This window comes from Poseidonocella sp. HB161398 (assembly GCF_005870025.1).
GTDB lineage: Bacteria > Pseudomonadota > Alphaproteobacteria > Rhodobacterales > Rhodobacteraceae > Mangrovicoccus.
Genome location: NZ_VATA01000034.1, coordinates 28752 through 41865 on the forward strand (window position 1 = coordinate 28752; position 13114 = coordinate 41865).

Annotated in this window: 10 protein-coding genes; 7 read left to right on the forward strand and 3 right to left on the reverse strand. The window is 73.5% G+C overall.

Translation table 11 applies throughout. From position 1 onward, the window contains the following. Positions 1-166: 166 nt before the first annotated feature. The 4 genes from FGX59_RS22650 to ggt all read left to right on the forward strand — a co-directional run bounded on the left by FGX59_RS22650 (position 167) and on the right by ggt (position 5935). Positions 167-1531: an NAD(P)/FAD-dependent oxidoreductase gene (locus tag FGX59_RS22650; protein ID WP_240722655.1), complete on the forward strand. Its 1365-nt coding sequence runs from the start codon at positions 167-169 to the stop codon at positions 1529-1531. Further along, on the forward strand, positions 1528-2748 hold the full coding sequence (locus FGX59_RS22655) for an NAD(P)/FAD-dependent oxidoreductase (protein ID WP_138469406.1): 1221 nt from the start codon (positions 1528-1530) through the stop codon (positions 2746-2748). The genes FGX59_RS22650 and FGX59_RS22655 overlap by 4 nt, the downstream gene beginning before the upstream one ends. A 3-nt stretch (positions 2749-2751) precedes the next feature. Further along, positions 2752-4146 (forward strand): FGGY family carbohydrate kinase, encoded by a 1395-nt coding sequence (locus FGX59_RS22660; RefSeq protein WP_138469407.1) that lies wholly within the window; start codon positions 2752-2754, stop codon positions 4144-4146. Between the two features lie 121 nt (positions 4147-4267). Beyond that, positions 4268-5935: a gamma-glutamyltransferase gene (gene ggt, locus FGX59_RS22665; RefSeq protein ID WP_138469408.1), complete on the forward strand. Its 1668-nt coding sequence runs from the start codon at positions 4268-4270 to the stop codon at positions 5933-5935. Positions 5936-6354: 419 nt separating this feature from the next. Here ggt and FGX59_RS37725 read toward each other — a convergent pair whose 3' ends face one another. Continuing rightward, positions 6355-6495 (reverse strand): hypothetical protein, encoded by a 141-nt coding sequence (locus FGX59_RS37725; protein ID WP_171060789.1) that lies wholly within the window; start codon positions 6493-6495, stop codon positions 6355-6357. Positions 6496-6769: 274 nt separating this feature from the next. On the opposite strand from FGX59_RS37725, the gene FGX59_RS22670 reads away from it, so the two are divergent. Beyond that, positions 6770-7117, forward strand: coding sequence for a RidA family protein (locus tag FGX59_RS22670; protein ID WP_138469409.1), 348 nt, complete (start codon positions 6770-6772; stop codon positions 7115-7117). On the opposite strand, the gene FGX59_RS22675 is transcribed toward FGX59_RS22670, so the two are convergent. Then, positions 7092-8309: a YbfB/YjiJ family MFS transporter gene (locus FGX59_RS22675; RefSeq protein ID WP_138469410.1), complete on the reverse strand. Its 1218-nt coding sequence runs from the start codon at positions 8307-8309 to the stop codon at positions 7092-7094. The genes FGX59_RS22670 and FGX59_RS22675 overlap by 26 nt on opposite strands. A gap of 353 nt (positions 8310-8662) precedes the next feature. Here FGX59_RS22675 and FGX59_RS22680 point away from each other — a divergent pair, with 353 nt between their 5' ends. Beyond that, positions 8663-9280: a LysE family translocator gene (locus FGX59_RS22680; protein ID WP_138469411.1), complete on the forward strand. Its 618-nt coding sequence runs from the start codon at positions 8663-8665 to the stop codon at positions 9278-9280. Here the strand turns inward: FGX59_RS22680 and FGX59_RS22685 are convergent. Beyond that, entirely contained in the window at positions 9277-10203 is a 927-nt protein-coding gene (locus FGX59_RS22685; protein WP_138469412.1) for a LysR family transcriptional regulator, read from the reverse strand. The two genes, FGX59_RS22680 and FGX59_RS22685, sit on opposite strands and share 4 nt — an antisense overlap. 66 nt (positions 10204-10269) lie before the next feature. Here FGX59_RS22685 and FGX59_RS22690 point away from each other — a divergent pair, with 66 nt between their 5' ends. Beyond that, on the forward strand, positions 10270-13113 hold the full coding sequence (locus tag FGX59_RS22690; protein WP_240722657.1) for an FAD-binding and (Fe-S)-binding domain-containing protein: 2844 nt from the start codon (positions 10270-10272) through the stop codon (positions 13111-13113). The last annotated feature ends 1 nt before the right edge of the window (position 13114 follow it).

Below are 13114 nucleotides of genomic sequence, written 5' to 3' on the forward strand. Positions count from 1 at the left end.
GCCCGGATGCGGCTATTTTAGGCATCTGATTGACCATACGGCCGATATTTTCCGGGTAATATTGTGGATACGGTCAAAAAGGTGCACGGCTCGACCCGCGCCCCGGACGCCGGAGGCGGACGGATAATGGAGGCGGAACTTGGTCGGGGCAGGCACGGACGCGGATGTGGCGATCATCGGGGCCGGGGTGGTCGGCTGCGCGATGGCGCGGCGCTTTGCGCTGGAAGGCGCGCGGGTCGCGGTGATCGAGGCGGCGCCCGACATTCTCTCCGGCGCCTCCAAGGCCAATAGCGCGATCCTGCATACCGGCTTCGACGCGCCGCCGGGCTCGCTGGAGCTCGCCTGCATGCAGGACGGCTACCGCGAATACATGGAGATCCGCGGCGCGATGAACCTGCCGGTTCTGGAGACCGGCGCGATGGTCGCCGCCTGGACCGCCGAGGAAGAGGCGCGGCTGCCCGCGCTGCTGGCCCAGGCGCATGGCAATGGCGTCGGGGATGCAAGGATCGTCACCGGCGCCGAGGCGCTGGAGCGCGAGCCGCAGATCGCCCCCTCGGTCCGCGCCGCGCTGCTGGTCCCGCGCGAGCATCTGGTCGATCCCTGGTCGGCGCCCTTGGCCTATGCCACCCAGGCGAAGATGCTGGGCGCGCGCTTCCTCTTCAACGCGCCGCTTTCGGCGGCGCGGCGCGAGGGCGGGATCTGGCACCTGCAGGCGGGCGACACGGCCCTGACCGCGGCCAGCGTCGTCAATTGCGCGGGCAACCAGGGCGACCGGATCGAGGCGCTGCTGCTCGGCCGGTCGCGTTTCGAGATCCGCCCCCGCAAGGGGCAGTTCGTGGTCTTCGACAAGGCCTCCGCCGCGCTCCTGCGCACCATCCTGCTGCCGGTGCCGACCGAGCGGACCAAGGGCGTGGTGCTGACCCGGACGATCTTCGGCAACCTGCTGGTCGGCCCCACCGCCGAGGAGCAGGAGGACCGCGAGCGCCCCGAAGTGACCCGCCCCGAGCTGGAGACGCTGATCGCCCATGCCGGCCGGCTGGTCCCGGGACTGGCGGAGATGCCGGTCACGGCGGTCTATGCCGGGCTGCGCCCCGCCTCCGACCGTAAGGAATACCGCGTCCATGCCGAGCCGGAGCAGGGCTATTTCTGCGCCGGCGGCATCCGCTCCACCGGGCTGACCGCGGCGCTCGGCATCGCGCGCCATGTCTTCGGGCTCTGGCAGGGGGCGGGCCATGCCGCCGCGCCGCCCGCCGATCCGCCGGTGCCGGTGATGCCGAACCTCGCCGAGCACCTGCCGCGCGACTGGCAGGCGCCGGGCCATGACGGCATCGTCTGCCATTGCGAGATGGTCACCGCGCGCGAGATCCGCGCCGCGCTCGACAGCCCGCTGCCGCCCGGGGATTTCGGCGGGCTGCGCCGCCGCACCCGCTGCGCGATGGGCCGCTGCCAGGGCTTCAACTGCCTCGCGCGGCTGTCCTCGATGGCCGATGACCGGCTCTCCCGGCCGATCGCCGCGGAGGCCGGGGCATGAGCGGGCAGATCTGGGATGTCGCGATCATCGGCGGCGGGCCGGCCGGGCTCGGCGCCGCGGCGGAACTCAGGCGGCTGGGCGTCGCCCGCGTCGTGGTGCTGGAGCGGTTCGAGACGGCCGGGGGCATCCCGCGCCATTGCGGCCATCCGCCTTTCGGGCTGCGCGAATTCCGCCGCGTGCTGACCGGCCCGGCCTATGCCGCCCGGCTCGTCGAAGCGGCGGAGGCGGCCGGCGCCGAGATCCGCACCCGCACCAGCGTCACTGCGATCCGCCCCGGCGGGATCCTGGAGCTGGCCACCACCGACGGCCCGCAGGAGCTCCGCGCCCGGCGCATCCTGCTGGCCACCGGCAACCGCGAGACCACCCGCGCCCAGAGCCTGGTGCCCGGGATGCGTCCGGTCGGGGTGATGAACACCGCGGCGCTGCAGTCCTTCCTCTACGAGGAGGGCCGCGCGCCCTTCGCCCGGCCGGTGGTGATCGGCAGCGAGCTGGTCGCGCTCTCGGCGCTGCTGAGCTGCCGCCGCCACGGCATCCGCCCGGCCGCCATGGTCGAAACCCGGCCGCGGGTGCAGACCCGGCGGGCCTTCGGACTGCTGCCGCGCCTCTTCGGCGTGCCGCTCCATTGCGGCGCCGAGATCCTGGGGATCGAGGGCCGGGGCCGCGTCTCGGGCGTCCGGCTGCGGCTGGCGGACGGGACGGAGCATCGGATCGGCTGCGACGGCGTGATCTTCTCGGGCCGCTTCACCCCCGAGGCGGCGCTGGCCCGCGCCAGCGGCCTGGCGCTCGATGCCGGCACGCAGGGCCCGCGGATCGATGCCGAGGGGCGCAGCTCCGATCCGCTGGTCTTCGTCGCGGGCAATGTGCTGCATCCGGTCGAGACCGCGGGCTACTGCTGGGACGAAGGGCGGCGCATGGCGCGGCGGATCGCGGCCGATCTGGCCGGGTCGCTGGCCGCGGAGGCGCCGCGCCCGGCGCTCGCGCCCGGGCCGGGGCTGCGCTATGTCGTGCCGCAGGCGCTGGTGCCGGGCCGCGCGGTGACGCTCAACCTCCGCGCCGAGGGACGGGTGCGCGGGAGGCTGGTCCTGGCCGGGCCGGAGGGCCGCGAATACGCCGCCGCCAGCGTCAATGCCGCGCCCGAGACGCCGCTGCGCCTCGACGTGCCCGCCCTTGCCGATCTGCCCGCCGAGCTGCATCTTCGGCTCGACAGGGAGGGCTGAGCCTTGCGGATCCTCGCGCTCGACCAGGGCACCACCTCGACCCGCGGCCTCCTGGCCGACGACCGGGGCGGCGCCCGCATCGTCCATGCGCTCCGCCATGCCCAGCATTTCCCCGCCGCCGACCGGGTGGAGCAGGACCCGGCCGAGCTGCTGGGAAACCTGCGCGCGGTGATCGCCGCGGCCGGGCCGATCGATGCCATCGCGCTGGCCAACCAGGGCGAGAGCTGCCTGGCCTGGGACGCGCTGACCGGCGAGGCGCTGTCGCCGGTGCTGGTCTGGCAGGACCGGCGCACCGAGGCGCAGCTGGCCGCCATGAAAGCCTCCGAGGCGCTGGTGCGCGCGCGGGCCGGTCTGCCGCTCGATCCCTATTTCTCCGCCTCGAAGCTCGGCTGGCTGATGGCGCAGTCCGAACCGGTCCGGGCGGCGCATCGCGCCGGGCGGCTGCGGCTCGGCACCACGGATGCCTATTTCCTGCAGAACCTCGCGGGCGTCGCGGCCACCGATATCACCACCGCCTCGCGCACGTCGCTGATGTCGCTGGAGACCGGGCAATGGGACCCGGAGCTCTGCGCCCTTTTCGGCGTGCCCGTCGACTGCCTGCCGGAGATCCGCCCCACCGCCGGAGAATTCGGCCGGATCGGCGGCGTGCCGGTCATGGCGGCGGCGGTGGACCAGCAGGCGGCGCTCTACGGCCATGGCTGCCGCGCGCCGGGCGATGCCAAGATCACCTTCGGCACCGGCGCCTTCGCGCTGGCGCTGACCGCGGGGCGGGGCAGGGTGCCCGAGGGCCTCCTGCCGACCATCGCCTGGCAGATCGGCGCCGAGACCGCCCATGCCGTCGAGGGCGGCGTCCATGCCGCGGGCGCGGCGGTGGAATGGGCGATGCGGATCGGGCTGCTGGACGGTCCCGAGGCGCTTTCGGGCTTCGGGGCGCCGCCCGCGATCGACCGCGGCCTGGCCTTCGTCCCGGCGCTTTCGGGACTGGCCGCGCCCTATTGGGACGGCAGCGCGGCGGGGATGTACCTTGGTATGACCGGCGCGACCAGCCGGGCCGACATGGCGCAGGCGCTGGTCGAGGGGATCGCGCTGCGCGCCGCGCAGATCGTCGCGCGGATGGCCGAGGGGGCGCCGGTCGCGCGGATCTCGGTCGATGGCGGGCTGGCCCGCTCGGGCTATCTCTGCCAGATGCTGGCCGATGCCACCGGCGCGGCGATCCTGCGCCCGGGCCATGACGAACTGACCGCGCTCGGCGCCGCGCAGCTTGCCGCGGCCGCGCTCGGCGCGCCGCTTCCGGCGCTGCCGCCGCGTGACGAAATCGCTCCGCGGGACACGGACCGGGAGGCGCGGATGGCGCGCTTTGCCGATGCCGTGGACCGCGCCCGCGGCTGGCGGAGATGAGCCGCCGCGCCAACCTTCCGCGCCGTTCCGGCGCCGCCCCTGTGGGGCGCCCTGCCTCCATCTGCGGATCCGCGCGCTGCCGGGTCCGCGTCCCTCCATCCGCAAGAAGAAGACGAGTCCGATGAGCCCTGCTGCCCGAAAGCTGCCCTTCACCTGCCGCAAGCTGCCCGCGACCAGTGCCCGCGGCGTCGTGGTGACCAACCATCCGCTCGGCTCCGCGGCCGGGCAGGAGATGCTGGCGCTCGGCGGCAATGCCGTGGACGCGGCGGTCGCGGCGCTGCTGGCGCTGACCGTGGTCGAGCCGATGATGGTCGGCATCGTCGGCGGCGGCGTGGCGCATCTGCGCCTGCCCGACGGGCGGCACACGGTCTATGACTGCCTCTCCCAGGCGCCCGCGGCGGCGCGGCCGGACCAGTTCCGCCCGGTCTCCGACAGCCTGCCCGACTACATGGAGACCGAGGGCCGCCGCAATCTCGTCGGCGCGGCCTCGGTCGCGGTGCCGGGCAACCTGGCGGGCTGGTGCAAGATGCACGAGGCCCATGGCGCGCTGCCCTTCGCCGATGTCATCGCCCCGGCGATCCACCGTGCCGCCGCGGGCTTCCGCGCCACGAACTACCTCAGCGCGAATATCGAGCGCCACGCCGCGGACATGAGCGCCGATCCCGAGATCTCGGCGATCTTCCTGCCCGGCGGCCAGCCGGTGAAAGCCGGGGAGCGGATCGTCCAGGCCGACTATGCCGAGAGCCTGCGGCTGGTCGCGAAGGAGGGCGCCGCGGCGCTGCATGGCGGCGCGCTCGGCCGGGCGCTGGTCGACCGCCTGGCGCGGGACGGCGCGGAAGAGGGGCTGGTGTCGCTCGCCGATCTGGAAGGCTATGTCCCGCGCGAGCGCGAGGCGGTCTTCGGCAGCTATCGCGGCCATGACATCGCCGGGCCGCCGCCGCCCGCCTCCTCCGGGGTGCATGTGGCGCAGATGCTCAACATCCTCGAGGGCTACGACCTGGCGGCGATGGGCTTCGATTCCGCCGAGCGGCTGCATCTTCTGGCCGAGACCATCCGGGTCGGCTTCGAGGACCGCCGCGCCGCCTCGGGCGATCCCGATTTCGTCGACATCCCGGTGGAGAAGCTCATCTCCAAGGACTATGGCGAGGCCTGCCGCGGGCGGCTGCGCGGTGCGGGCGGCCCGGGCGCGGTGCCGCCGGGCTACGAGAGCCGCAACACCACCCATATCACCGTGGCCGATGGGGACGGCATGATCGTCACCGCGACGCACACGATCAACGGGCTCTTCGGCGCGCGCTTCATGGTGCCGGGGACGGGGATGATCCCCAACAACTACATGTACAATTTCGATCCGCATCCCGGGAAGGCGCTGTCGGTCGCGCCGGGCAAGCGGGTGCCGACCTCGATGGCGCCGATGATCGTGCTGAAGGACGGCAGCCCGCGCTTCGCGCTGGGTCTGCCCGGGGCGCTGCGGATCTTCCCCTCGGCGATGCAGGCGATCCTGAATCTGGTCGATCACGGGATGACGGTGCAGGAGGCGGTCGAGGCGCCGCGGATCTGGACCGAGGGCGCGCATGTCGAGCTGGAGCCGGCCCATGCGCACCACGCCGAGGCGCTGCGGGCGAAGGGGCACGAGGTGAAGATCGTGCCGCATATCGGCGGCGGGATGAACGCCATCGCCTTCGGCTCGGGCGGCGCGATGACCGGCGCGGCCTGCTGGCGCGCCGACGGAACGGTCTTCGCGCTTGGCGGCGGCTTCGCCGACGAGGGCGTGGCCTTCCATATCTGAGCGGTTCCGCTGGCGGCAGCCGTGGCCCGACCCGGCTGCCGCCAGCGCCCTTTCCCCGATCGCAGCCGGATCGGGCCAGCCCTCTGCTCTGGCGGGGGCGCTGGCGTCGGAAGGCCGGAGCGCGAGGGTGTCTTGCGGTAGCTTGCCGGGCCGGGGATGGGCAGGTGCGCTGCGCCGCCAGTCCGAACGGCCGCGGTCATGCCGGCTTTTCGCGGAGGCCATCCGTCCTGCGTGAGAGTTCTGCGCAGAGGGCAGCGAGGGCCGGTCGCGTCCGCCGCGGATAGCGCGGCGCTGGCCGGGCTTTGGCCCATGTGGCGCACTGTCTCTTTCCGGGAGCAGGGTCCGTTATGCGCTGCCCGCTGGCGGAGGTCGCGCCACTTGCCGGTCTTCGCGGCGGAGATGGTGGCCTTCACTTGCGATCAGACCTTGCCGGGGAGATCTCTTGTTGCCACCGCCGCGTTTCCGCGCTGGAGGCGCAGGCCGACGGTCCGCAGGATCGGCGGGGCGCGGGCAATGGCGCTGCTCCGGCCGAAGCGGGCTCCCGAGAGGGTCTGTCCCATGTTTCCTTTGTCCATCCGGCTCGGGAGCCCGCTTCGGAGAGGATCGGTTTCCGGGGGCCGGATCAGGCCGGCGGGTCCCGCCCGGGGCAAGGGCCGTTCTGCAGCCCCGGGGCGTGCGCGCGGCCGTCCGGAAAAGCCGGAGGTGCCGCCCCCCCCAGTCCGCAAGGGCGATCCGTGCGCTGAAGCGGCCGGACCGCTCTTGCGGCCCTACCGGTCCGGCAGGAGGGCTGCTATCTGCGGGCCGGACAGCAGGGAACAGGAAAGGATCCATGCGATGATTGAACGTCTCCATACCGGCGCCCGGATGAGCAAGATCGTCAAGCACAACGGCACCGTCTATCTGTGCGGCCAGGTCGGCGCGGGCGAGACCGTGGCCGAGCAGACCGCCGACTGCCTGGCGCGGGTCGACCAGCTGCTGGCCGAGGCCGGCTCGAGCCGGGAGCATATCCTGCAGGCGATCGTCTGGCTCTCGGACATGGCCGATTTCGCCGAGATGAACGCGGTCTGGGATGCCTGGGTGCCGGAAGGACACGCGCCGGCGCGGGCCTGCGGCGAAGCCAAGCTCGCCCGGGACGTGCTGAAGGTCGAGGTAATCGTCACCGCGGCGCTTGCCGAGGGCTGACCGGACCCTCGGAGCTGCCGCCGGCCAGGGCCATCAGCGCAAGCCCGGCGGCGCTCAGCCCGGCCGCCAGGAGGATCGGCAGCGCGTAGCCGCCGCTCCGCTCGGCCAGGAAGGCGGTGACCGGCGGGGCGAGCATCTGGCCGGTGCCGTAGAGCAGGGTCAGCCGGGCCATCGCCTGGCCCGCCGCCTCGGGCTGCTTCAGCCCGGCCAGCAGCAGCGAGGTGGCGACGATTGCCATGAAGCTGGCGCCGAAGAGCATCGCGGCGGCGAAGGAGGCGGCCAGTCCCAGGGGCAGGGCGAAGCCCGCCAGAGACAGGGCCTGCAGCGCCATCGCTGCCAGGAGCACCGGCATCAGCCCGGACCAGCGCGCGCAGGCCGAGGCGATCACCGGCCCGGCCGCGGTGGCGAGCCCGAGGATCACCCAGACCGAGGCCGCGGTGCCGCCGCCATGGCCCGCCGCGGCGAGGATGTCGACGGCGAAGGTTGCGCCTGCGGCATAGCCCCAGCCGGCCGCCAGGTAGCCCGCGCCGAAAAGCGCGAACCAGCGCGTCGCACCGCGGCTGCGCGGGGCGGGGCCGGACCCCGCGGCCTGCGCCGGGGCGGCGGGGGCGGGGCGGGGCACCAGCACCCAGGCCAGCGGCAGGAGGGCCGCGCCGAGCAGCGCGAAGGCGCTCCATTGCCCGGCCCAGCCGAGATGGCCGCCGAGCCCCAGCGTCACCAGCCCGCTGAGGCAGATGCCGAGGCCGAGGCCGGTGAAATGCGGACCCAGATCGGGGCGCGCGCCGCTGCGGCGCAGCCAGCCGAGCAGGAACTCTGCCGCCAGGAGCATGCCGCCCGCGCCGCTGAACCCGCCGAGATAGCGCGACAGCGCCCAGAGCCAGAGCCGGTCCGACAGCGCCATCATCGCCGTGCTGGCCACCGCGAGCACCAGGCAGGCGCGGAACACCGCCAGCCGCCGTGCCGGGTCGCGCAGCGCCGAAAGCAGCAGCACTGCCGAGAGATAGCCCGCATAGATCAGCGCGCCGAGCAGCCCGGCGGCCTGCTGGCCCAGCCCCGCCTCGGCCTGCATCACCGGCAGGAGCGGCGTATAGGCGAAGCGGGCGATGCCGATGGTCAGGAGATGCGCGGCGATGCCGCCGAGAAAGGCGCGGCGGATCTGGCCGCGCGTCGCCCTGGATGCCGTCGCCGTCATGGGCTCTCCTCCGGGCGCCGCCTCCCGGGCGCCTTGGCCCGCCGTCCGGGGCGGGGCAGGGCGACGCTAGCAGCCGGGCGCGGCGCCTGCCCTGCCGCCGCTTGCCGCAGGCGCGGGACCGGCGGGATTGCCGAGCCGGCCCGGCGTGATCTCGCAGGATGCCGAAAAAGTCCGTTTGGCCGAGGAGCTGGGGGCAAGACTGGAACAATCGTCCTGAAAGCGGCTGGACTTGCCCATACCTGAAGAAATCACCTGACCAGGTCGGGAACGAATTCCTCCACGACGAGGCGCTGGATTCCTTTTTCAGCAGCCTGCTAGATGGCGCATCCTGTCCCTGACCGCGGTGGCTGCCGATGACCGACCTGCTGCTCTTCCTGCCTGCGTGCTTCGCGCTGAACCTGGCCTTCGGGCCGAACAACCTGCTGGCGCTGACCCATGGCGCGCAGAACGGCGTCGCCTTCGCGGCGGCCGCCAGCCTGGCGCGCCTGGCTGTCTTCGTGCCGATGATCGCCGCCAGCGCGCTGGGGCTGGGCATGCTGCTCTCGGCTTCGGCGCTGCTCTTCGGCGCGGTCAAGATCGCCGGGGCCGCCTATCTGATCTGGATGGGGATCCGGCTGCTGCGGAGCCGCCCGGCACAGGCCGGCGGTGGCGCGGCGGGAGAGAGGCCGGCCTTCCGCCTGGCCTTCCGCCGCGAGGCGCTGGCCGCGATCGGCAATCCGAAGGCGATCCTGATCTTCGCCGCCTTCTTCCCGCAATTCGTCGACACCTCCGCCTACTGGCAGAGCTACGCGCTGCTCGGGGCGGTCTTCCTCGCGCTCGAGGCCTGCGCGATCCTGATCTATGCCGCGGCGGGCCGCTTCGCCGCCGCCCTCGCCGCCTCGCGGCTGCACTGGTTCCAGCGGGGCTCGGGCGGCGGCATGATCGTCTTCGGCCTGCTCCTCCTCTTCAGCCCGCAGCCCGGGCGCGCCTAGCCGGAGGGCCCCATCCCGTGCTGGCGGGCGAGCTCGTCGAGGAAGGCGGCGACCGGGGCGCCGGGGGCGGCGCGCTTCGGCAGGAGCAGGTAGAGCCGCCGCTCGAGCGCGAGCCCCGCGATCTCGAGCAGGCAGATCCGCGGATCGCCGAAGAGCAGCGCCGCTTCGCGCGGCAGGATCGCGATGCCCGCGCCCGCGCGCACGAGGCAGAGCTGCGCGATGGTCGAATGGCAGCGGACCGGACCGGAGGCCAGCCGCGCGGGCAGGGCGGGGCATTCCGCCAGGAGCCGCGCCGTGCCGGTATCGGCATCGAGATGGATCAGCTCTTCGGCCCGGATCTCCTCCAGCGCGACCGGCCCTCCGCGCTGCGCCAGCGGGTGGTCGCGATGGCAGGCCAGGCCGAAGCGGTCGGCGTCGATCTCGCGCTGCTCCAGGTCGGGAGAGCTGCGCGCCCGCCCGGCGATCGCCAGATCGAGTGCGCCCGAGGCCACCCGCCGGGCCAGCTCCTCGGCGATGTCGTCATGCAGCGTCACCTCGATGGCCGGATGGCGGCGGCGGAAGGCGGCGAGAGCGGGCGCCACCAGCGGCGAGACCGCCGAGGGCGCCGCGCCGATCCGCAGCCGCCCCTCCAGCCCGCGGGCGCGGGCGCGCAGCTGCCGGACGGCGCCGTCGAGCTCGGCCAGCAGCGGGCGGGTCTCCTCGAGGAAGCCCAGCCCCAGCGTGGTCGGCTCGGGCGGGCGGCTGCGGCGGTCGAAGAGCGCGCCCCCGGCCAGTTCCTCGAGCTGGCGGACGGTCTCCGACAGGGCCGAGGGCACCACCCCCAGCCGGTCGGCGGCCCGTGCGAAGCTGCCCTCGGCCCAGATCGCGTGCACGGCGCGCAAATGGCGCAGCGAGAAATTCGTATTCTCCGAATCTGTCTTCATAATTTTCTATTTCAAAGAACCTTTCCGATTGGTCAATATAGGTACGCCAGTAAGGAGTGCCTGCCAGTGACCGTCGATTCACCGGATTTCCGCCAGCCCCTGTCCCGTCTGCCCGCCGCGCTGGAAGCGGCCGGGTTCCGCGGCGGGATCGAGCGCGACAGCGCGCTGCGCGCGGCGATGTCGACGGACAATTCGGTCTACCGCATCCTGCCGGACCTGATCCTGTCGCCGCGCGATGCCGAGGATGTCGTCACCGCGATGCGCGTGCTGGAGCGTCCGCCCTTCGACGCCGTCCCCGTCACCGCCCGCGGCGGCGGCACCGGCACCAACGGGCAGAGCCTGAACCGCGGCGTGATCCTCGACATGCGGCGCCACATGCACCGGCTGCTGGAACTCGACCCGGCGGGGCAATGGGCGGATGTCGAGCCGGGCATCGTGCTGGACGACCTGAACGCGCAGCTCCGACCGCATGGCGTGTTCTTCGCGCCCGAGACCTCGACCTCGACCCGCTGCGTGCTGGGCGGGATGGTCTCGACCGATGCCTCGGGCAAGGGCTCGCGCATCTACGGCAAGACCTCGGACAACCTCCTGGGCGTCGAGATCGCGCGCGGGCGGGGGCTGGTCTCCAGCCTCGGCCCGGCGCCCGACTGGGCGCAGCCGATGCTGGCGGCGGCGGAGGCGGCGGCGCGCGCCGGTCGGGCGGCCTTCATCGCCCATACCCCGCGGCTGAACCGCCGCTTCACCGGCTACGACCTGGAACGCGCCTGCCCCGAAGAGGGCGGCTTCGACTGGGGCCGGCTCTTCCCCGGCTCGGAGGGCACGCTGGGGCCGATCACCCGCATCCGGGTCAAGCTGCGGCCGCTGGCGAAGGAGAAGCGGCTGGTGGTGGCGGGCTTTGCCAGCTTCCGCGACTCTCTGGCGGCCGGCGTGCCGCTGCTCGCGGACGATCCGACCGCGATCGAGGTGATGGACGAGCGGGTGGCGCAGCTGGCGGGCGATGCCGGGCTGCTCGGCCGCCTGCCCGAAGCGCTGCGCCCCGCCGATGGCGCCGCCCCGGCCTATACCTTCGTGGAGTTCAACGGCGACGATCCCGAAGAGCTGGCCCTTCGGCTCGCCGCCTGCGAGGCGCGGCTGCAGTCGCTGCCCGGCATCCGCGCGGTGCATGTCGCGCGCGATCCGGCCGAGATCCGCGAGCTCTGGGCGATCCGCTCCGCCGGGGTGGGGCTGCTCGGCAAGGTCGAGGGCCGCGCCCGCCCGGTGGCCTTCGTCGAGGATTGCGTTGTCCCGCCCCAGGAACTGCCCGGCTTTCTCGACGGCTTCCTCGGCATCCTGACGCGGCACGGGCTGGGCTTCGGCATCTACGGCCATGTCGATGTCGGCTGCCTGCATATCCGCCCGGCGCTCGATATCGACAGCGAGGCGGACCGCGCGCGGCTGGCGGCGGTCTCGGACGAGATCTTCGCGCTGGTGAACCGCCATGGCGGCATCTTCTGGGGCGAGCACGGCAAGGGCGTGCGCGGCGCCTATCTGGAGGAATGGATCGGCGCCGAGGCCTATCGCGCGCTGCAGGGGGTCAAGGCGGCCTTCGACCCGCAGGGGCGGTTCAACCCGGGCAAGCTGGTCTCGAACGGCGCGCCGGTGATGGGGATCGCGACCACGCCCTTCCGGCCGTTCAACGCGCCCGAGGGCGATCCGCTGGAGAAGGCCTTCCGCTGCAACGGCAATGCGCAGTGCCTCAGCTATGCCGCGGCGACGCCGATGTGCCCCTCCTTCAAGGCGACGGGCGACCTGCGGCATTCGCCGAAGGGCCGCGCCGATGCGCTGCGCGCCTGGCACGAGGACCGGCGGACCGGCATGGCGAGCGTCGACGAGGCAGAGCTGGCGGCGGTGCTCGACACCTGCCTCGGCTGCAAGGCCTGCGCCTCGACCTGCCCGGTGCAGGTCGACATTCCGGCGATGCGCGCGGCCTTCCTCGAGGACTATCACGGCCGCCAGGCGCGGCCGCTGGCGGACCGGCTGTCGATGCTGGCGGAGCGGCTGAGCCCCTGGATGATGCGCGCGCTGCCGGTGATGCGGCCGCTCTGGCCGCTGGCCTCGGGGATCGCGGGCCGGCTGATGGAGATGGAGGATCTGCCCCGCCGCCTGGCCCGGCCGCTGCCGCGGGCGGCGCGGATCCGGGTGGCCGATCTGGGGCGCGGGCCGCTGCCCGGGGGCACGGTGCTGGTCTGGATGGACTGGTTCTCGGCGCTGTTCGACGGCACGGCGCAGCGCGACGTGCGGCGCGGGCTCGAGGCGCTCGGCTACAGGCCGCGCTTCGTCGAGATGCGGCCGGCGGGCAAGCTCTCGGGCGATCTGGGCGACCGGGCGGGATTCGCGAAGATGGCGGACCGGCTGGAGGCGGCGCTGAAGGCCGGGGCGGCCACGGGCGCGCCGATGATCGGGCTCGATCCGGCCTTCGTCATGGCGCTGCGGCAGGACTACCGCAAGGCGGGGCGCGATGTGCCGGCGCTGCTGCTGCCGCAGGAATTCCTGGCGGCCGAGGCGGCGGGCGGGCGGGCCTTCCCGCAGGCGCCGGGCGGGACGGTCGCGGTCTTCGCCCATTGCACCGAGGCGACCGGGGCGCCCGCCGCGCGCAGCGACTGGGCGGCGGTCTTTGCCGCGGTCGGGCTCGAGGCCGGGACGCCGGCGACGGGCTGCTGCGGCATGGCGGGGATGTTCGGCCACAAGGCGCGCCACCAGAAGATGTCGCGGCGGCTCTTCGACCTGTCCTGGACCGGGCCGCTCGCGCAGGCGCGCGAGGCCGCGGCGACCGGCTATTCCTGCCGCTGCCAGGCCGAACGGCTGACGGGGCGCGCGCTGCGCCATCCGCTGGGGATGATCGCCGACCGGCTGGAGGCCGGCGCCGGCTGAG

What these genes read in the sequence shown, in the direction of transcription:
- FGX59_RS22685 (WP_138469412.1), bottom strand. Translation starts at nt 10,203, where the DNA reads ATGAAGACAGATTCGGAGAATACGAATTTCTCGCTGCGCCATTTGCGC.
- FGX59_RS22680 (WP_138469411.1), top strand. Translation starts at nt 8,663, where the DNA reads ATGACCGACCTGCTGCTCTTCCTGCCTGCGTGCTTCGCGCTGAACCTG.
- FGX59_RS22670 (WP_138469409.1), top strand. Translation starts at nt 6,770, where the DNA reads ATGATTGAACGTCTCCATACCGGCGCCCGGATGAGCAAGATCGTCAAG.
- FGX59_RS22655 (WP_138469406.1), top strand. Translation starts at nt 1,528, where the DNA reads ATGAGCGGGCAGATCTGGGATGTCGCGATCATCGGCGGCGGGCCGGCC.
- FGX59_RS22675 (WP_138469410.1), bottom strand. Translation starts at nt 8,309, where the DNA reads ATGACGGCGACGGCATCCAGGGCGACGCGCGGCCAGATCCGCCGCGCC.
- ggt (WP_138469408.1), top strand. Translation starts at nt 4,268, where the DNA reads ATGAGCCCTGCTGCCCGAAAGCTGCCCTTCACCTGCCGCAAGCTGCCC.
- FGX59_RS37725 (WP_171060789.1), bottom strand. Translation starts at nt 6,495, where the DNA reads ATGGGACAGACCCTCTCGGGAGCCCGCTTCGGCCGGAGCAGCGCCATT.